16 protein-coding genes are annotated in these 19,502 nt (G+C 73.3%); 2 read left to right on the forward strand and 14 right to left on the reverse strand.

All coding sequences use genetic code 11. The features are described from left to right. Positions 1-32: 32 nt before the first annotated feature. The 8 genes from ACGFXC_RS24570 to ACGFXC_RS24605 all read right to left on the reverse strand — a co-directional run bounded on the left by ACGFXC_RS24570 (position 33) and on the right by ACGFXC_RS24605 (position 9,110). Positions 33-830, reverse strand: coding sequence for an ABC transporter ATP-binding protein (locus ACGFXC_RS24570; RefSeq protein WP_393716127.1), 798 nt, complete (start codon positions 828-830; stop codon positions 33-35). Then, on the reverse strand, positions 820-1,872 hold the full coding sequence (locus tag ACGFXC_RS24575) for an ABC transporter ATP-binding protein (RefSeq protein ID WP_393716129.1): 1,053 nt from the start codon (positions 1,870-1,872) through the stop codon (positions 820-822). The genes ACGFXC_RS24570 and ACGFXC_RS24575 overlap by 11 nt, the downstream gene beginning before the upstream one ends. Next, positions 1,869-2,723: an ABC transporter permease gene (locus ACGFXC_RS24580; protein ID WP_393716130.1), complete on the reverse strand. Its 855-nt coding sequence runs from the start codon at positions 2,721-2,723 to the stop codon at positions 1,869-1,871. Before ACGFXC_RS24580 ends, ACGFXC_RS24575 begins: the two co-directional genes overlap by 4 nt. Next, positions 2,720-3,679, reverse strand: coding sequence for an ABC transporter permease (locus tag ACGFXC_RS24585; protein ID WP_393716132.1), 960 nt, complete (start codon positions 3,677-3,679; stop codon positions 2,720-2,722). Before ACGFXC_RS24585 ends, ACGFXC_RS24580 begins: the two co-directional genes overlap by 4 nt. Next, a complete protein-coding gene (locus ACGFXC_RS24590) occupies positions 3,676-5,340 on the reverse strand; it encodes an ABC transporter substrate-binding protein (protein WP_393716134.1) in 1,665 nt (554 codons plus the stop codon). The genes ACGFXC_RS24585 and ACGFXC_RS24590 overlap by 4 nt, the downstream gene beginning before the upstream one ends. 85 nt (positions 5,341-5,425) lie before the next feature. Next, a complete protein-coding gene (locus ACGFXC_RS24595) occupies positions 5,426-6,451 on the reverse strand; it encodes an agmatine/peptidylarginine deiminase (protein WP_393716136.1) in 1,026 nt (341 codons plus the stop codon). Between the two features lie 336 nt (positions 6,452-6,787). Continuing rightward, complete coding sequence (locus ACGFXC_RS24600) at positions 6,788-7,369, reverse strand: TetR/AcrR family transcriptional regulator (RefSeq protein WP_393716138.1); 582 nt, start codon at positions 7,367-7,369, stop codon at positions 6,788-6,790. 106 nt (positions 7,370-7,475) lie between these two features. Continuing rightward, positions 7,476-9,110 carry a serine/threonine-protein kinase gene (locus tag ACGFXC_RS24605; RefSeq protein ID WP_393716139.1) on the reverse strand — a complete coding sequence of 545 codons (1,635 nt, stop codon included), beginning with the start codon at positions 9,108-9,110 and terminating at the stop codon, positions 7,476-7,478. 123 nt (positions 9,111-9,233) lie between these two features. Here ACGFXC_RS24605 and ACGFXC_RS24610 point away from each other — a divergent pair, with 123 nt between their 5' ends. Together ACGFXC_RS24610 and ACGFXC_RS24615 are read left to right on the forward strand one after the other, a co-directional pair. Beyond that, a complete protein-coding gene (locus ACGFXC_RS24610) occupies positions 9,234-9,836 on the forward strand; it encodes a TetR/AcrR family transcriptional regulator (RefSeq protein WP_393716141.1) in 603 nt (200 codons plus the stop codon). A 182-nt stretch (positions 9,837-10,018) separates the two neighbouring features. Next, a complete protein-coding gene (locus ACGFXC_RS24615; RefSeq protein ID WP_393716143.1) occupies positions 10,019-11,185 on the forward strand; it encodes an agmatine/peptidylarginine deiminase in 1,167 nt (388 codons plus the stop codon). Positions 11,186-11,227: 42 nt separating this feature from the next. Here ACGFXC_RS24615 and ACGFXC_RS24620 read toward each other — a convergent pair whose 3' ends face one another. From ACGFXC_RS24620 to ACGFXC_RS24645, 6 genes are all read right to left on the reverse strand, one after another. Then, entirely contained in the window at positions 11,228-11,740 is a 513-nt protein-coding gene (locus tag ACGFXC_RS24620) for an SRPBCC family protein (protein WP_393716145.1), read from the reverse strand. A 73-nt stretch (positions 11,741-11,813) separates the two neighbouring features. After that, a complete protein-coding gene (gene recQ, locus ACGFXC_RS24625) occupies positions 11,814-13,850 on the reverse strand; it encodes a DNA helicase RecQ (protein ID WP_393716147.1) in 2,037 nt (678 codons plus the stop codon). 93 nt (positions 13,851-13,943) lie between these two features. Further along, positions 13,944-15,674, reverse strand: coding sequence for an acyl-CoA dehydrogenase family protein (locus ACGFXC_RS24630; RefSeq protein ID WP_393716148.1), 1,731 nt, complete (start codon positions 15,672-15,674; stop codon positions 13,944-13,946). A 102-nt stretch (positions 15,675-15,776) separates the two neighbouring features. After that, the gene (locus tag ACGFXC_RS24635) at positions 15,777-16,343 is read right to left on the reverse strand and encodes a PadR family transcriptional regulator (protein ID WP_393716150.1); all 567 of its coding nucleotides are present in this window, start codon (positions 16,341-16,343) and stop codon (positions 15,777-15,779) included. 145 nt (positions 16,344-16,488) lie between these two features. Next, a complete protein-coding gene (locus ACGFXC_RS24640; RefSeq protein WP_393716152.1) occupies positions 16,489-16,644 on the reverse strand; it encodes a DUF6131 family protein in 156 nt (51 codons plus the stop codon). Between the two features lie 132 nt (positions 16,645-16,776). After that, positions 16,777-19,485, reverse strand: a complete 2,709-nt coding sequence (locus ACGFXC_RS24645; RefSeq protein WP_393716154.1) for a SpoIIE family protein phosphatase — start codon at positions 19,483-19,485, stop codon at positions 16,777-16,779. Between the last annotated feature and the right edge of the window lie 17 nt (positions 19,486-19,502).

The raw sequence follows: 19,502 nt of genomic DNA on the forward strand, positions 1-19,502 counted from the left end.
TCCGCCCGGCCCGCCCCCGGGTACACCCCCGGCTACAGCGCCCGCCGGGCCTCGGCGATGGCCGCCGGATCCCAGCCCGGCCGCGGCACGGACTCCAGCAGCAGCCGGGTGTACGGATGCCGGGGGGCGGCGAGGACCTCCTGGGTGCTGCCCTGTTCGACCACGGCGCCGTGGCGCATCACGACGATCTCGTCGGTGACGCACCGTACGACGCCGAGGTCGTGGGTGATGAAGAGGTAGCCGATCCCCGTCTGCTCCCTGACGTCGGCCAGCAGGTTCAGGATCTGCGCCTGCACGGAGACGTCGAGCGCCGCGACGGCCTCGTCCAGGACCAGGACGGCCGGTTCGACGGCGAGGGCCCGGGCGATGGCGACGCGCTGGCGCTGGCCCCCGGAGAGCCGGCGCGGCAGGGCGTCGGCGGCCCGGGTGCCCAGGCCCACCTGGTCGAGCAGTTCGCGTACCCGCCGTGCGTGGTCGCGGCCGGGGAAGTGCAGGCCCAGCGTTTCGCGCAGGGCCGCTTCCACGCTGGTGCGCGGATCGAGGGAGAGGTACGGGTCCTGGAAGACCATCTGGACCTCGCGGGCGCGGGCCAGGCGCGCGGCCCGGCCCCGGGTGTGCCCGGTACGGGACCGGCCCCGGACCAGGACGTCCCCGTCGTCGGCGCGCTCCAGGCCGACGACGATGCGGGCCGTGGTCGTCTTGCCGGAGCCGGACTCGCCCACGATGCCCAGCGATCCGCCCTCGGGGAGGGCGAAGGAGACGTCGTCGACGGCACGGACCGAGCCGAAGGAACGGCGCAGTCCGGTGACCTCCAGTACGTTATCGGGCATCGACGGCGCTCCCTTCGAGCAGGTCGCTGTGGTGGCAGGCGGCCAGGTGCGCCGGCCGGCCGGGGGCGGCCGACTGCTGCGGGGCGCGCTGGTCGCACACCTCCGTGGCGAGCGGGCAGCGGGCGGCGAAGGCACAGCCGTGCAGCGGCTCCCGCAGGTCCGGCGGCTGGCCCTCGATGGCGGCGAGCCTGCCGCGGGGTCCCTCCATGCGCGGGGTGGAGGCGAGGAGGGCGGCCGTGTACGGGTGGCGGGGGCGGGTGAAGAGGACCTCGGCCGGGCCGGTCTCCACGATCCGTCCGGCGTACATGACGTACACGCGGTCGCTGATGGCGGCCGCGAGGTCCAGGTCGTGGGTGACGAACAGCAGGCCGGTCCCGAAGCGTTCGCGGAGCGCGGCCAGCAGTGCGATCACCTCGGCCTGGCTGCTGACGTCCAGCGCCGTGGTGGGCTCGTCGGCGAGCAGCAGCGCCGGGTCCCCCATGAGGGCCGCCGCGATGACGACGCGCTGGAGCATGCCGCCGGAGACCTGGCCGGGGTACTTGCGCAGGACCGCCTCGTCCAGGCCGACGGCCCGCAGGAGTTCGAGGGCCCGCGCGGTGGCGTCCGTACGGCTCATGGCGCCGGTGAGGGTGACGCTCTCGGTGAGGAAGTCCCCGATGCGGCGCAGCGGGTTGACGGCGGCGCGCGGGTCCTGGAAGACCATGGCGACGGAGGTGGCGCGTACGTCGCGCAGCCGGCCGGTGTCCATGGCGAGCACGTCCTCGCCGCCGACCCGGACGGCTCCCTCGACGACCGCTCCGCGCGGCAGCAGGTTCAGGGCGCTGCGGGAGGTGAGGGTCTTGCCGGAGCCGGACTCGCCGACGAGGGCGACGGTCTCGCCGGCGGCGACGGTGAGGTCGACGCCGTCGAGGACGGGCCGGGCGGTGCCGGGCAGGGTGATCCGCAGCCCCTGGATGTCGAGCGTGTGCAGGGGTTCCACGGCTCTCTCCGCGCTGTGGGGACCGACGGGACCCGCCGGGTTCGTGGGGCTCGTGGGGCTCATCGGTCCCTCCTGGCGATGCGGTCGGCCCATCGCTCGCCCACCACGTTGAAGGCGACCACGGTCAGCACGATGAAGGCGCAGGGCAGGACGGCGGACAGCGGGTAGCCGTGCTGGATGGCGCTCTGCCCGTCGAAGACCATGCGGCCCCAGTCGGGGGTGAGGGCGGGAACGCCGAGCCCGAGGAAGGACAGGCCGGCGAGGTCCATGAGGGCGTACCCGAAGTTGATCGTGGACTGGGCGAGGACGACGGGGGCGATGTTGGGCAGGATGTGGCGCAGGCAGATCTGGAGCGCCGAGTGGCCCTGGACCCGGTAGGCGCTCACGTAGGGGCGGGCCCGTTCGGCGAGGACCAGCGAGCGGGTGAGCCGGCTGACGTAGGGCAGGTAGGCGACGGCCAGCGCGAGGACGGGGGCGAGCAGCCCTTCGCCGTAGACGGAGATGATCAGGATGGCGAGCAGCATGCCGGGGAAGGCGAAGACCAGCTCCGTGCTGCGGGACAGGACGGAGTCGAGCCATCCGCCGCGCCAGGCGGCGGCCGTGCCGACGGCGATGCCGGCGACGGTGGAGAAGACGACGACGCCCAGCGGGCCGAGCAGGGAGGTGCGGGCGCCGAGCAGCAGCCGGGAGAGGGTGTCGCGGCCCGCGGCGTCCGCACCGAGCGGGTGCGCGGCGGAGGGTCCGGCGAGGGCGTTGCCCAGGTCGACGTCGTTGGGGTCGTGGGGCACCAGCCACGGGGCGGCCAGTGCGGCGAGGACCACGACGGCGACGAGGCCCAGGCACAGCAGGTGCAGCGGGGAACCCGTGGCGCGGATCCGGGCGAGGCCGGGGCGGCGGGTCAGGACGGCGCTCACGCGGAGGCCCCTCTCGTGCCGAGGGTGACCCGGGGGTCGACCAGGGGCAGCAGCAGGTCCACGACCAGGTTCACGGTCATGAACAGGGCGACGATGATCAGGGAGATGGCCTGGACGGTCGGGAAGTCCTTGGTGGTGGTGGACAGTTCGAGGAGCTGGCCGATCCCGCCGATGCTGAAGGCCGTCTCCACGAGGATGGTGCACACCAGGAGGGTGGAGACGATCAGCCCGCCGGTGGTCAGGACCGTCCCGAGGGAGTTGCGGAAGACGTGCCGCCGGATGACCTGCCGTTCGGGCACTCCCCGGCTGCGGGCGACGATGACGTGCTCGCTGTCGAGGGCTTCGAGCATGGCCGAGCGGGTGACCCGGGCGAGCATGCCGATCAGGTAGAGCGCCAGGGCGACGGCGGGCAGCGTCAGGTGCCAGAGCATGTCGCCGAGTCCGTCGCCGGCGCCGCTGCTGGGGAACCAGCCGAGCTGGACGGCGAAGAGCCCCTGGAGCAGGACGGCCGCGACGAAGGACGGGGTGCCGACGGCGAAGGTGGTGGTGACGAGGATGGCGGAGTCGGTCCCGCCGCCGCGGACGGCGGCGAGCCGGCCGAGGAACAGCCCGACGGCGACGACCACGACGAGGGCCATGGCGATCAGCAGCAGCGTCACGGGCAGCCGGTCCGCCAGCAGGTGCGAGACGTCGGTGCGGTAGGTGATCGAGCGCCCGAAGTCGCCCTGCACCACGTCCCCGAGCCAGCGGAAGTACCGGACGAGGAAGGGATCGTCCAGGTGGTACTGGGCGTTGATCGCGGCGAGGGCCTCCGGGGAGGCCGACCGGCCGGCGAGCAGGAAGCTCGCCGGGCTGCCGGGCGCCAGGTACAGGGCGCCGAAGACCACGAACGAGGCGACGAACAGGGTGGCGGCCATCTCCGCCACCCGTCGTACGGCGAAGCGGACGAAGCTCACTGTGCGGCCCCCACGTCGGCGGCCCACGGGTAGTACATGTACGAGATGGTGGTGGGCGCTCCGGTGATCCGCTTGCCCAGGAACAGCGCGGTGGGCCATTCGGCGACGGGGATCCACAGCAGCTGCTCGGAGGCCTGGTGCTGGAGCTTGGCCTCGATCTCCAGCCGCTCCTGCACGGGGTAGACCCCGGCGGCCTGCTCGACGAGGCGGTCGTACTCGGGGTCGCTGTACCCGCCGAAGTTCAGGTACGCGCCGGTCTTGAAGTTCGACAGCAGGTCGAGCGGGTCGGTGATCGAGTCGTAGTAGGTGAGCGGGAACATGTCGATGCCCTCGCGCGCCCCGGGGTCGGTGAACAGCGCGGTGAAGGCGTTCGGGGCGATGGTCTTCAGCTTGACGTCCAGGCCGATCCGGGTGCCGGCCGCCTGGACCGCGGTGGCGAGGAGGGAGACGTCCTGGCCTATGGAGCTGGTGGCCATGGTCAGGGTCTTGCCCTCGGCCCCGGCCTCCTTGACCAGCGCCTTGGCCCGCTCGATGTCCTGGCCGGTGGGCGGCAGGCTGTCGAAGGCCGTCTTCAGGGTGTGCTCGGGGGCGGCGGCCCAGGCGGCCCGGGTGGTCAGGGAGTTGGTGGCGGTACCGGCGCCCCCGAGTCCCGCCTTGACGAAGCCGCTGCGGTCCAGCGCCAGGGACAGGGCCCGGCGGACGCGGACGTCGCCGAGGGGACCCTTCAGGTCGGTGACGTTGACGTTGACGGTGCTCAGGCCCTCACCGAAGTACAGGGTGCCCGCGCCGCTGTCGCGCAGGCGGGCGTAGCTCTCGGTGGGGATCAGGTAGCCGCCGTCGACCTCTCCGCTGAGCATGGCGTTGGTGCGGCCGGAGGGGTCGGTGAGGATGCGGAAGACCGCCTTCTTCGCCTTGGCCCTGGTGCCCCAGTAGCCGTCGAAGCGGTCGAGTTCGATCGACTGGCCCTTGTTCCACGTGCCGAGCTGGAAGGGGCCGGTGCAGGCGAGGCCGCCGGTGGTGCCGTAGTCCTTGCCCGCCGCCTCGACCGCCGCCTTGGACGCCACCACTCCGGCGGCGGTGGCCATGTACTGGGGGAACTGCGAGTCGGGCTTCTTGAGCTTGACGGTGACCTGGAGCGGCCCGCTCTTGGTGACGGCGGAGACGTTCTGGAAGACCTGGGCCCAGGCGGCGGCGTTGTCGGGGTCCATCTGCCGGCCGAGGCTGAAGACCACGTCGTCGGCGGTCATCTCGTTGCCGTCGTGGAAGCGCACGCCGGGGCGCAGGTCGTAGACCCAGGTGGTGGGATCGGGGTTGGACGCCTTCTGGGCGAGACCGGGCTCGGTGGTCAGGCCCGGGGTCCAGCGCATGAGGCTCTCGCACACGTTGGACAGGATGGTGTTCTGCGGGTAGTCGAAGGCCACCGTGTAGTCGAGGGTGGGCGGTTCGGCGTACACGGCCCAGCTGAAGGAGTCGATCTCGCCCCGGGCGGGGGGCGTGGCGGCGGAGAGCCGGACGTCGGTGAGGCCGCCGCCGTCCTTGGGCGGACCGCCGCAGGCCGTGAGCAGGGCGAGCGAGGTCAGGGCGGCGGTGGCGAGGGCCGCCGCGCGGCGGACGGCCCCGCGGTGGGGGCGTCCGCCCGCGCGGGGCGGGGAGGTGGTCATCGTCGCGCTCTCTTTCCGGGAGGGGTGCGGGGGGAGGAGCGGGCGGACCGGCGGCGCGGTCCGCGGGGAACGGCCGAAGTCCGGATCAGCCTTCGGTGCGGGCGGCGGTGCGGGCGGCGGGGATCTGCTGGGTGATGCAGTGGACGCCGCCGCCGCCGAACGCGATGGCGAGGGCCCGCACGCCGACGACCTTGCGGCCCGGGTGCGCGGCGGCGATGACGGCGAGGGCTTCCTCGTCCTGGGGCACCCCGGCCACGGGGACGACGACTCCGCCGTTGGCGAGGTAGTAGTTGAGGTAGGACACCTCGATCTCGCCGTCGCCGAGGTCCGTGAACGCCGTCTGCGGTACGTCGACGATCTCCAGCCGGCGGCCGCGGGCGTCGGTGGAGGCCTCCAGGACGGCGCGGTTGGCGCGCATCCGGGCGTGGTCGGGGTGGGCGGGATCGGCGGGCAGCGAGACGACGACCGTGCCGGGCGCGGCGAAGGCGCAGACGCCGTCGACGTGGCCGTCGGTCTCCGTGTCGAGCAGGCCGCCGTACGGCAGCCAGATGACCTTGGTGACCCCGAGCCGGGCCATCAGTTCGGCCTCGATCCCCTCGCGGGTCATGCCGGGGTTGCGGTTGGGGTGCAGCAGGCACTGCTCGGTGGTGATCAGGGTGCCTTCGCCGTCGACGGTGATCGCACCGCCTTCGAGGATCATGTCGGAGGCGATGCGGTCGGCGCCCAGGTGCTCCAGCAGCAGGGTGCTGATCCGGTCGTCGGAGTCGAAGGGGTGGTGCTTGCGGCCCCAGGCGTTGAACCGGAAGTCGACGCCGGCCCGGTTGCCGTCCCCGTCGAGGACGAACAGCGGGGCGGAGTCGCGGAACCAGGAGTCGTCGAGCGGCAGCTCGATCACGGTGACGTCGGCGCCGCAGTGGGAGCGGGCGTCCTCGCCGTGTCCGGGCGGAGCGACCATCGTGACGGGCTCGAAGGCGGCGACGGCGCGGGCGACGGCGGCGTACTCCTCCTTCACGTCGGCCAGGACGCTCCCCCACAGGTCCTCGCGGGTGGGCCAGGCCATCAGACAGCCCTCGTGCTCGGACCACTCGGCGGGCATTCGGTATTCGGCCATGAGCTGTCTCGTTTCTTTCGTTGGCAGAGTCTTCCACTCGACTGAAAATTCAGTCAAGGCCTGAGCTCTGCGAGGTGGGGCGGCGAGGCGCGGTACGGGGCGGCGGCCGGCCGGCGTCGACGATCGGGGCGGCGGCGGTTCGGCGGCGAGGAGCGGGGGCTGGGCGGGGCTGGTGGCCCTCCGGCGGCTCGGCCTCACTCTGACATTGACTGAAAATTCAGTCAATAGCTCGGGCAGCGAAACGTCCCGGCCATCAAGGGCCGGTGAAAGCCGGGAAGGGAACGGCGGAAAAGGGGCCGGCGCGCGCGCCCCCTCGGGGGCCGGCGGCGGGGCGGGTCAGATCTGGCGGAGGCCGGCCAGTTCGGCGTCGATGGCACCGCGTACGAGCTCGCGCGCGTGCCCGATCTGCGTACCACCGCTGAGCCAGCGCACGCTGAGCCCCTCCAGCAGGGCGGTGAGCCGCTCGGCGGAGGCGGCGAGCGAGGAGGCGGGCGCCATCGGCTGCACCTGGCCCAACAGCGCGGCGACCTCCTGGACCCAGACCAGGGTGGCCCGGGCGAGGTCCTCGCGCAGCACCTCGTCGAAGACGGCGCTCGCCCGCAGCTCACCCCAGGCGGAGCTGTTCTCCCGCACCTCCGCGGTGTCCTGGAGCTCCAGGAGCAACGTTTCCTCCAGCTCCTCGCGGGGAGAGAGCGGCGGAGCGTCCGGATCGCGGTCGGTGGTGTAGCTCTCCGCACGGTCGTTGATGAACTCGAGGGTCTGGCGCAGCACCCCCGTGCGGTCCTTGAAGTGGTAGTAGATCAAGGCGGTGGACACGCCGGCCTCGGCCGCGAGTTCCTCCACGCGCAGCCCGCGGACCCCGCGCCGGGCGATCACCCGGGCGGCCGCTTCGAGGATCTGAGTGCTGCGAGACGCCATGACCGGCACCTTACCGGGGCCGTCCGGAGCGGCCGTACTCGGCCCGTCACCGGGAGTGCGGGCGGGGCGGGGGCCGTCAGGCGCGGCGGTGGCCGTCCGGCGGCCGTCAGGCACGGCGGTACTGGTCCACGACGATGGTGACGGCGCCGTCGGCCGTGACCCCGACCAGCCGCACCAGCGCGACCTCGTTGCGGTCCGGGCTGCGCACGCAGAACGGCCGCTCCTTCGCCAGTGCGGCGAAGGACAGGGCGGCCGCCGGGCGCGTCTCGATGCCGCGTACGCAGTCGGCGGGCGTCAGCGCGGCCCCGTCGGACACGAAGGCGTCCGATTCCTCGGAGGGCAGGAAGGCCTGGCCGTCGCGCGCGAGGTACCAGGAGGCCGTCTCCGTGGACACGACCTTGCCCGCCTTCAGGTCGAACTCGTAACCGGTGTCGGGGGCGGTGAGCTCGGCCCGCGCGTAACCGGGCAGGAAACCGGGGGTGGCGGGCGGGGCCGACCGCGGGGGCGGGCCCGCATCGGTGACCGCTGCCCCCTCGTCCTCGGAACCGTCCAGGTAGTACACGGCTCCGCCGCAGGCCAGCAGTGTGACGGCGACCGCCAGGGCCACCGCGGGCAGGCGCCGCCGGCCGCGCCGCGCCGCCCCGCGACCGGTCGCGGAGACGGCGCCGGGCAGGGGTTCGGGGCCGGGTACGGGCGCGGGGCCGAACCCGGGAGCCGGAGCCACCGGGCCCGGCGCCCCGGCCGGGCCCGGCCCGGGAGCGGGCGGGGCCGGGGGCGCCGTCGCGGTCCTGGTGGGCTGGAAGTGGGCCGGGGCCTGCCGCACCGGCGGCTCCACCCGGCCCCCGAGCTCGTCGCGGACCGGGGCGGGCAGCCAGCCGTCGGTGAACTCCGGCCGCGGGCCCACCGCCGGGTGGGCGTGCACGGCCTCGATCAGCTGGGTGGTCGTGGGACGGTCGCCGGGCTGCTTGGCCAGGCACCACGAGACCAGTTCCCGCAGGTCACCCGGTACGTGGCCGAGGTCGGGGTGCTCGTGGACGACCCGGTACAGCGCGCCGGACTCCGGTCCCCGGCCGAACGGCGGGACCCCGCTCGCCACGTACCCGGCCAGTGTTCCGAGGGCGAAGACGTCGGTGGCCGGTGTGGCCCGCAGGCCCAGCGCCTGCTCGGGCGCCATGAAGGCGGCGGTGCCGATCCGCAGTCCCGTGCCGGTGAGGGCGGCGGCGTCCGCCGCGCGCGCGATGCCGAAGTCGATCACCCGCGGGCCGTCCCCGGCGATCAGTACGTTCGCCGGCTTGAGGTCCCGGTGGACGACGCCCGCGCGGTGGATGGCCTGGAGCGCCTCGGCTATGCCCGCGACGAGCAGCAGGACCGTGCGGACGGGCAGGGGTCCGTGCCGCCGGACCACTTCGTGCAGCGAAGGCCCGGGCACGTAGGCCGTGGCGAGCCAGGGCGTGCGGTCCTCGACCCCGGAGTCGATCACCTGGGCCGTGAACAGGCCGTGGATCCGGCGGGCGCTGGCCACCTCCTGGGCGAACCGCTCGCGGAACTCCGGGTCCGCGGCGAACTCGCTGCGGACCGCCTTCAGTGCGACGGGGCGGCCCCCGGGTGTGTAGGCGAGGTAGACCACCCCCATGCCGCCCGAGCCGAGCCGGGCGTGCAGCCGGTAGCCACCGATCTCGTAGGGGTCCTCGGCGGACAGGGCCGTGGGGGTGGATCGGACGCCGGGGAGCTGTTCGGACATGCGGTGGCTCTTTCAACGATGCGGCATTGTCCTGGCGCATCGTGCCGCTAACTAAAGTTTCAGTCAATGTGTGACAATGCGAGACGCACACGGCCAGGAGGGATCACCAGGAGGGATCACACAGTGACCGACCGCAGGGAGGCGATCCTCACGGGCGCCGCGCGGGTCATCGCACGTCGGGGCGTCCGGGGGCTGCGGGTGGCGGAGCTCGCGGCCGAGGCCGGCGTGTCCACCGCGCTGATCTACTACCACTTCAAGGACCGGCCCGGCATCCTGCGCCAGGCCCTGGCCTTCATCGGCGACCGGGCCGACCGCTACACCGGGACGGGTGAGGACGGAGCCGCCCGGTCCGGCCCCGCCGACCCGCGGGAGCTGCTGGAGCGGACCCTGCTGCTGGAGTTCCAGGACCTGCCCGAGGTACGCGAGAACAGCACGGCCTGGGGGGAACTGCGGGCCCACTCGGTCTTCGATCCGGAGTTGCGCGACGAGCTCGCCGCGGCCGGCGCGGCCTGGGCGGCCGAGGTCGCGGAGCTCCTGGCCGCGACGTGCCCGGCCGCGCGGCCCGGCGCGGTCACGGCCGCCGCGGAGCGGCTGACCGCCCTGCTGGAGGGGCTCAGCGTCCGCTGGCTGAGCGGACTGCTCCCCCTGGAACACGCCCGGAGCCTGCTGCGCGAGGCCGTCGGAGTGGAAATCGGCCGCCTGGGTTCCACCTCGGCGACGGTTTGACTGAATTTCCAGTCAGTGCCACAGTGACGACACGTGGCCGCAGCACTCACCGTGCCGAGCGGCCGTTCGCGGCGCGGAGCGCGCACTCTTGTCCGTAGGGCCCTGGTTCGCCGGCCTACGAGGCACCTCGCGCCCGCCCTGGCCGGATGCACCCTTTCCGCCAGCCCACGATCGGAGTCCCCGTGTCCTTCCTTCCCCCCACTCGCCGGACCGTCCTTCGCACCCTCGCCGGAATCGGCGCCGCCGTCGCGGGCGCCGCCGCCTGCGGCCCCTCCCCCTCCGGCACCGAGGCCGACACCGCCCCCGCCGGATCCGCCCGGTCCGCCGCGGACGAGGGCGACCGCCGCCTCGGTGCCGAATGGGAGAGCCACACCCGCACCTTCATGGCCTGGCCCGCGCTGAACTCCGTCTGGCGCGAGGACCTGCGCTACGTGCGCGAGGACATCGCGCGGATCGCCCGCGCCGTCGGGCAGTACGAGGCCGTCGTCATGATGGCCCGGCCCGACCAGGTGGACGCGGCTCAGCGGGCCTGCGGCTCCCAGGTGGAGGTCATCCCGCTGGCCGTGGACGACCTGTGGGCGCGCGACACCGTTCCCGTCTTCGTCGAGGAGGGCGGCAAGGTCGTCGGCGTCGACTTCAACTTCAACGGCTGGGGCAACAAGCAGGAGCACAAGAACGACGGGGCGGTCGGCCGCAACCTGCTGCAGAAGTACGGGATCCCCCGCGTCCAGGCCCCGCTCGTCGCCGAAGGCGGCTCCTTCGAGACCGACGGCGAGGGCACGCTGCTCATCACCGAGAGCTCGATCGTCAACGACAACCGCAACCGGGGCAAGAACCGGGACACGATCGAGGCGGAGCTGGAGAAGACCCTGGGCCTGGACAAGGTGATCTGGCTGGCCGGCGTCCGCGGCAAGGACATCACCGACGCCCACGTCGACAGCCTCGTGCGCTTCACCGCGCCCGGCGTGGTCCTGCTGGACCGGGCCCACCCCAACACCCCGGCCGACTCCTGGTCGCGCTCGGCCGACCAGGCCAAGTCCGTCCTGTCGAAGGCGACGGACGCCCGCGGCCGGCGCTTCGAGGTCATCGACCTGCCCCAGCCCGACCTGGACCGGATCACGGGCCGGGGCGACGACTTCGTGTCGACGTACGCGAACTTCTACGTCGCCAACGACGCGGTCTTCATGCCCAGGTTCGGTGACGCCAAGGCCGACGACCGGGCCCGCGGCATCCTGCGGGAGCACTTCCCCAAGCGAGAGGTCGTACCGGTCGCCATCGACACCATCGCCTCGGGCGGCGGCGGCATCCACTGCTCGACGCACGACCAGCCCGGCAAGCCCGCCGCCTGACGCGGCGGGCGGGCGGCGGGCAGCGGCCGGCGGGCAGCGGACTCAGGCGGCGTCCGGGACCGGTTCCAGGACCCGCTTGAGGTTGCGCAGGGTGGTGCGGATGTTCCCGCGCTGGAAGTCGGCGAAGGTGCGGCCCCGGGTCGCGATCCGGTCGAAGGCGTTCGCCACCGGGTCCGGCCACCCGCGCCGGTCGTCGGTCCAGGTCTCGGTCACCCGGGTGCCCTCCGGCACCGGCTCGAATCGGTACTCCCAGGTGGCGATCGGGCCGGGCACCCGGGGACGCCGGATCCCGATGGCGTGCACCCGGAAGCGGAAGAGCCGGTCCTCCTCGATCGCCGTCACCGTGCACCGGGTGGTCCAGCGGAAGGCGCCGCGCTTGTTGCGCCCGTCGAACACCGTCCCGACCCGGGTCTCACCGGCGCCGCCGTGGACGGTGGCGCCGAGGTTCTCCGGGCTCCACTCCCCCATCCGGGCGGGATCGCGGACGTGCCGGTAGACGTCGGCGGGGCGGGCGTGGATGACGATGCTGTCGGACACCGTGAACGTACGGGGCATGGCGGCGCCTCCTTCTCGCCGCCGACGCTACCCGGCCCGCACGCCCCTGGCTACCCTCGGGTAACTTCCGGGCCTACTCCCAGTCGTCCCACGGGGGCTCGGTCTCGTCGAAGTCGAAGGGCGGCTCGTCCGAATCCGCCGCGGCGCGCGCCGGGCCCGGCCCGGCGGCCGGAGCGGCTGCGGCCGGAGCGGCCGCCGCGGGCACGCCCGCCGGGGCGGCTGCGGCAGCGCCCGCCCCACCGGCGCCGGCCGACTCCGCCAGCGCGTCGAGGACGCCCTGGCCGTACTTGGTGAGCTTGGCCTCGCCCACGCCGCCGATGGTCGCCAGCTCCTCCACCGACGCGGGCAGCCGGGTCGCGATCTCCCGCAGCGTCGCGTCGTGGAAGACGACGTACGCCGGGACGCCCTGCTCGCGCGCCGTCGCGGCCCGCCAGGCGCGCAGGGCGAGGAAGACCGGCTCCGCCTCGGCCGGCAGGTCGACCGGGACCCGGGCGGCCTTCCCGGAGCGGGATCCGGACTCCTTGCGCGCCGGGGCGGCGGGCGCCTTCTCCTTGCGGAGCATGACGCTGCGCCGCCCGCCCAGCACCTCGCCGCTGTCGTCCGTCAGGACGAGCGTTCCGTAGTCGCCCTCGACGGCCAGCAGCCGCTGCGCCAGCAGCTGGCGCACGACCCCGCGCCACTCCGCCGTGCCGAGGTCCGCGCCGACGCCGAACACCGAGAGCCCGTCGTGGTCGAACTGGATGACCTTGGCGGTCTTCTTGCCCTGGAGGATGTCGATGATCTGACCGGCGCCGAACTTCTGGCGCCGTTCCTTGGCCAGCCGCCACACCGTGGACAGCAGCTTCTGCGCGGCGACCGTCCCGTCCCAGGACTCGGCCGGGGTCAGGCAGGTGTCGCAGTTGCCGCACGCCTCGCCGGACTGGCCGAAGTACTCCAGCAGCCGGACGCGGCGGCAGTCGACCGTCTCGCACAGCGCCAGCATCGCGTCCAGGTGCGCGCTCAGGGACCGGCGGTGCGCCTCGTCCCCCTCGGAGCCCTCGATGAGCTTGCGCTGCTGGACCACGTCCTGGAGCCCGTACGCCAGCCACGCCGTGGCGGGCTCGCCGTCCCGGCCCGCGCGGCCGGTCTCCTGGTAATAGCCCTCGACCGACTTCGGCAGGTCCAGGTGGGCCACGAAGCGGACGTCGGGCTTGTCGATGCCCATGCCGAAGGCGATCGTGGCGACCACCACGACCCCGTCCTCCCGCAGGAAGCGCGCCTGGTTCGCCGCACGCGTACGGGCGTCCATCCCGGCGTGGTACGCCACCGCGTCGATGCCCTGCTCCGCCAGGAACGCGGCGGTCTTCTCCACCGAGGCCCGGGACAGGCAGTAGACGACGCCGGCGTCCCCCTCGTGCTCGGTGCGGATCAGCTCCAGGAGCTGCTTCTGCGGGTTGTTCTTCGGGGCGATGCGGTACTGGATGTTCGGCCGGTCGAAGCTGGCGACGAAGTGCCGGGCCTCCTCCAGGCCGAGCCGCGCCACGATCTCCGCGTGCGTGGCCTCGGTGGCGGTGGCGGTCAGCGCGATCCGCGGCACCTTGGGCCAGCGCTCGTGCAGCATGGACAGCGCGAGGTAGTCGGGCCGGAAGTCGTGGCCCCACTGGGCGACGCAGTGCGCCTCGTCGATCGCGAACAGCGACACCCGGCCCCGGTCGAGCAGCCGCTGCGTGCCCTCGCCGCGCAGCCGCTCGGGAGCCAGGTAGAGCAGGTCCAGCTCGTCGGCCAGGAAGGCCCGCTCGACGGCCTGGCGCTCCTGCGGGTCCTGCGTGGAGTTGAGGAACCCGGCCCGGACGCCGAGCGCGGTCAGCGCGTTCACCTGGTCCTGCATCAGGGCGATGAGCGGCGAGATCACCACGCCCGTGCCCCCTCTGACCAGCGCCGGGATCTGGTAGCAGAGCGATTTGCCGCCGCCGGTCGGCATCAGGACGAGGGCGTCGCCGCCCTCGACCACCTGCTCGATGATCTCCTGCTGCGCACCGCGGAACGAGCTGTAGCCGAAGACGCGGTGCAGTACCCGCAGGGCGTCGGAGGTGTCGTCGCGGGTGTCGGGGGAAGCGTCCGGAAGGGCCATCCGAGAAGCCTAGCGGCACCCGCCGACACCCCCGCCCGCCGCCGGGGCGGGGGCGGGCGGGGGCGCGAGGGCGGGCTGCGGCAGGAGAACGGGCTACGGCGCCATCTCGTACGTGCCGGCCAGCGCCTCGACGCGGTCCCAGACGCGGGCCGAGCGGGCCTCGTCGGCCACGGGCCGCCGGACGGCGCCGAGCGCCCAGGCCTGCTGGGCCGCGGTGGCGCTGTCCTTGCCGTGCAGTTCGACGGCGTGCGCGGAGAAGTCGCGCACGAGGACGGCGAACAGCTCGTCGAGCACGTCCTCGTCGAGGCCGGTCAGCCGGGCCTGCTCCAGGATCAGCTGGCCGTGGACGACCAGTGCGAAGAGCTGGCCGACGGCGAGCAGCAGATCGAGGTCGCGGCTCTGCTCCTCGTCGGGGGCGGCGGTGGTCACGAACGCGCACAGGGCGTCGGCCTGCTCGCGGAAGCGGGCGACGTTGGGGACGGCCTCGTAGGCGTCGTAGGCGGGGCGCCAGTCGTGGAAGCGTACGGAGCCGAGGCCGCGGGCCGGGCCCTGCCGGAAGAGGAAGCCGTCGTCGGCCGCGTCGTGGCGGGTCGGCACGGGGGCGTAATCGACGGGGTCGAGCAGGTGGTTGCGCATGAACTTGAGGATCAGCGCGAGGTTGACGTGGACCGTGCCCTCCAGCTTCGGCAGGCCGCGGATCTCGACGGCCGCCTGGGCGAAGTAGGTGTCCTTCTCGAAGCCCTTGGCGGCGATGACGTCCCACATGAGGTCGATGACCTTCTCGCCCTCCGTGGTCACCTTCATCTTCGTCATCGGGTTGAAGAGCAGGTAGCGGCGGTCGTCGGGACCGGCGGAGCGGAAGTAGTCGACGGCCCGGTCGCTGAACAGCTTCATGCCGACGAGGCGCACGTAGGCGTCGGCCAGCTCGCGGCGCACGTGCGGGAACGCGGTGACGGGGCGGCCGTAGAGGACGCGGCCGTGGGCGTGGGTGACGGCCTCGTACATCGCGTGCTCGCAGATGCCGATGGAGGCGGTGCAGAGGTTGAACTTGCCGACGTTGACGGTGTTCAGGGCGGCGTCGAAGGCGGCGCGCCCGGTGTGCAGGACGTCGGCGGCGGAGACCGGGTAGTCCTCCAGGCGGAACTCGCTGACGAACTTGGAGGAGTCCACGACGTTTTTGACCAGGTGGTAGGCCGGGTGGCGGCTGTCGGCGGCGAAGAAGACGTAGCCGTCCGGGCCCTCGACGTCGGTGCGGCGGCCGAAGACGGAGACGAGCCCGGCGGCGTTGCCGTTGCCGATGTAGTACTTGGATCCGCTGGCGCGGAACCCTTCGGCGCCGTCGGCGTCCGTGTACGGCTCCAGCAGCATGTCGGTGGAGTAGATGTCGGCGCCGTGGGTCTTCTCGGACAGGCCGAAGGCGAAGACCTCGCCCTGGCCGAGGAGCTGCGCGGCGCGGGCGCGGGCGTCGGCGTTGCCGCTCTGCCAGACGGGGCCGAGGCCGAGGACGGTGACCTGCCAGGCGTACCAGTAGTCGAGTCCGTAGAACCCGAAGACCTCGTTGAGGGCGGCGATCCGGGCGGTGTCCCAGCGCTGGTCCTCGCGGGTGGCGGCGGAGGCCGGGGTGAGGAAGGTCGCGAACAGGTTCTCCTTGGCGGCGAACGCGAGGAAGTCGCCCAGCCAGGCGCGCGTGCGGTAGTCCTCGATCAGCCGGCGCTTGCCTCGCGCCTCGAACCAGTCGACGGTGGCGCGCAGCAGCCTGCGGGTTTCGGGGTCGAAGTGCGCGGGGTCGTAGGTGCGCGGGTTGAAGAGCAGGCCGTCGGCCATGGAGGTCGCCTTCCGGAGGTGCGGTCGGGGAGGGGCTGGTCAGGAGGTGCGGGCCCGGGAGGTGGGCCCGAGGCCGGGAGGTGCGGGCCCGGGGCGCGGCGTTCAGCCCGGGGAGGGTGCGCCGCCGAGCCGGTGCAGGGTGGCGAGGACGTCGTCCAGCCAGGCGAGGGTCATCCGCTCGTAGGCGATGCCGCCGCGCAGCACGACGTGCTGCAGTTCCTGTCCGGCGTCGAGGGGCGCGGGCGCGTCCGGGCCGGTGAAGTCGCGCAACTCGCCGGCGAGGTAGTGCGCGAGCCGGTCGCCGTGCACCTGGTGGTGGCGGCGGACCTCGCGGATCAGGGCCGCCGGGTCGTCGAAGGCGGCGCCGCGGATCTTCACGGCGAGGTCGTGGCGCAGGCTCTCGGGGTCGATGGGCTCGTGCAGCCAGCGGGCGAGGGCGGCGCTGCCGGGGCCCGCGACGGAGTACTCCTTCTTGTCCGGCCGGCCCTGTTGCGCCACCGCGCGGACGGCGAGCATGCCGTCGCGTTCCATGCGGCCGAGCACCCGGTAGATCTGCTGGTGGGTGGCGGTCCAGAAGTACCCGATGGAGCGGTCGAACCGCCGGGCCAGTTCGTATCCGGAGCCCGGCTGTTCCAGCAGGGACACGAGGATCGCGTGTTCGAGCGCCATGCCCCGATCTTTCTATGCAACTCGTTGCATAGACAAGGCCGGGCGCCCCGGTGAGACGCGGCTCACCCCCGCCCCCCGCAAAGCCGTGTGGCCCCGCACGTCACGAGGACGCGCGGGGCCACACACCGGACGGTGCGCGAGCCGGTCACCAATAGTGGCGCCGGCCGCCGACGGCGTGACCGACCGAACCCAGGATCCACAGCACCGCCCCCACCACGAGCAGGACGATTCCGATCGTCCACAGGATGGAGATGCCGGTCAGGAAGCCGATGATCAGGAGAATGAGGCCGACGACGAGCATGGTGTCCCTCGCTTTCCCGTTAGGAACGCGGCGGAACGGTGGATCCGCCGGAGTGTCGCAACCGGCGTCTACCCTGCGATGGCCCCCTTAGCTGTCCGCGGACCGGGAAAATTCGCGCGGCCCCGGCCGCGGTCAGAGGGGTTCGACGTCCAGGAAGGCCGCGAGGGCGGCTTCCTCGGTGTCCGCGACGGCCGGGGAGCCCGCGCTGCCGGGAGTGCCGGGGAGATGCTGTTCGGCCCAGATGACCTTGCCCGACGGCATGTACCGGGTGCCCCAGTGCTCGCTGAGCTGGGCCACCAGGAACAGTCCCCGGCCGCCCTCGTCGGTGGTGGCGGCGTAGCGCAGGTGCGGGGCGGTGCTGCTGCCGTCCCACACCTCGCAGGTCAGGGTGTGGTCGTAGAGCAGCCGCACGCGCACCGGGGCGCCGCCGTGCCGCAGGGCGTTGGTGATCAGTTCGCTGAGGATCAGCTCGGTGGCGAAGCCGAGCTCCCCCAGTCCCCAGGCGTCGAGCTTGCGCGCGGCGGCGTTGCGTACGGTGGCCACCTCGCTGGCCTCGTACGGCACCTCCCATTCCGCGACGCGGTCCGGGCCGAGGGTGCGGGTGCGCGCGATGAGCAGGGCCACGTCGTCGGAGGGCCGGGTGGGCAGCAGCCGGTCGAGCACGGCCCGGCAGCTCTCCTGCGGATCCCGGGCGGGGTGGCTCAGCGCGGAGCGCAGCAGTTCCAGGCCCTCGCCGATGTCGCGGCCGCGCTCCTCGACCAGTCCGTCGGTGTACAGGACGAGCTGACTGCCCTCGGCCAGGCGGAGCTCGGCGGTTTCGAAGGGCATCCCGCCCAGGCCGAGCGGCGGCCCGGCGGGGAGCTCCAGGAACTCCGTCGTGCCGTCGGGGGCGACGACGAGGGGCGGCAGGTGTCCGGCCCGCGCCGCCGTGCAGCGCCGGGAGACCGGGTCGTAGACGGCGTAGAGGCAGGTCGCTCCGAGGACGCCGCCGCCCGTGTCGTCGGCTTCGTGGTCGATGCGCTGGACGAGGTCGTCCAGGCGGGCGAGGATCTCGTCGGGCGGCAGGTCGAGGGAGGCGAAGTTGTGCACGGCCGTGCGCAGCCGGCCCATGGTGGCGGCGGCGTGCAGGCCGTGGCCGACGACGTCGCCGACGACGAGCGCGACGCGGCTGCCGGGAAGCGGGATGACGTCGAACCAGTCCCCGCCGACCCCGGACTGGGCGGGCAGGTAGAAGTGCGCCACGTCGACGGCGCTCTGCTCGGGCAGGGCGCGCGGCAGCAGGCTGGTCTGGAGGGTGACGGCGAGGGCGTGCTCGCGGGTGTAACGGCGGGCGTTGTCCATGCTGACGGCCGCGCGGGCGACGAGTTCCTCGGCCAGGGAGAGGTCGTCCGCGTCGAAGGGTTCCGGTTTCTCCGAGCGCCAGAAGTTGACCACGCCGAGCACGACGCCGCGGGCGTTGAGCGGGGCCGCGATCAGCGAGTGGATCCCGTAGTCGACGATGGCGCGGGCGCGCGGCGGGTCCTGGGCCTGCCAGCCGGGGGCCGCGCCCAGGTCGGTGACCAGTTCCGCCTCGCCGGCGGCGAAGCCGCGGGCCTGGGGGGTGGACGGGAGGAAGTCGATCAGCCGGCCCCGGGGGTAGAGGGGGTGGTCGGAGCGGATGCCGCTGACGGCGGTGCGCCGCATGTCGGCGCCCGGGGCGGGCTCGTCCCCGTCGAGGACCTGGTCGGCGAGGTCGACGGTGACGAAGTCGGCGAACCGGGGGACGGCGACCCGGGCGAGCTCCTCGGCCGTACGGACCACGTCGAGGCTGGTGCCGATGTCGACCCCGGCGTCGTACAGCAGCTTGAGGCGGCGGCGGGCGGTGTCGGCGCGGGTGGTCAGCACCTGCATCTCGGTGGAGTCGCGGATGGTGACGGCGCTGCCCTCGCGGCGGCCGCGGGGGTGGGTGGGGCGCTGGTTGACGACGAGCAGCCGTTCGCCGGTCTCCAGCACCTCGTCGGTGGCCACCCGGCCGGAGAGCAGCAGGTCGGCCATCCTGCGGTCCAGGCCGGGGACGTCCCCGACGGAGCGGCCCTCGGCATCCTCGGGGAGGCCGAGCAGCCGTCTGGCCTCGTCGTTGGCCAGGAGGAGGCGCCCGTCGCCGTCGGTGATCAGCACGCCCTCGCGGACGGCGTGGAGCACCGCGTCGTGGTGCTCGTACATGCGGGTCATCTCCTGCGTGCCCAGACCGTGGGTCTGGCGGCGCAGGCGTCTGCTGATCAGGGCGGTGCCGGCGGTGGCCAGGGCGATGCCGGTGGCGATGGCCAGCAGGATGACGGGGAGCTGGCGGTCGACGACGCCGGTCACGTTCTTCACGGTCAGGCCGGCCGAGACGAGCCCGGTGACCGTGCCGTCGGGCGCCTTGACCGGGACGACCGCCTGGATCTCCCGGCCGAGGGGGCCGTCGACGCTCTCGGTGTAGGTGTGTCCGGCGAGCGAGGGCCCGATGCTACCGACGAAGCGTTTGCCGATGCGGTCGGGTTTGGGATGCGTGTACCGGATGCCGTCGGTGTCCATGACCACGATGAAGTCCACGCCGGCGTCCTTGCGGGTGGCTTCGGCGAGGGGTTGCAGGACGGCGGACGGATCGGCGCTCTTCAGGGCGGCCGGCAGGCCCAGGGAGTGGGCGAACGTCTCGGCGACGGCGACCGACCGGTTGCGCGCCTCCCGGTCGATGTCGTGCCTCGACTGGAGCAGCAGGGCCAGCAGGGCCCCGGCCGCGAGCAACACCACGATCGCCACCTGGAGGACGAATACCTGTCCGGCGACGGTCCTGAAGCGCTTGCCTAGGGGTGACCGCACCGACGTGCCCGGCACGG

This window comes from Streptomyces sp. NPDC048507, from assembly GCF_043199995.1.
In the GTDB taxonomy this organism is placed as follows: Bacteria; Actinomycetota; Actinomycetes; order Streptomycetales; family Streptomycetaceae; genus Streptomyces.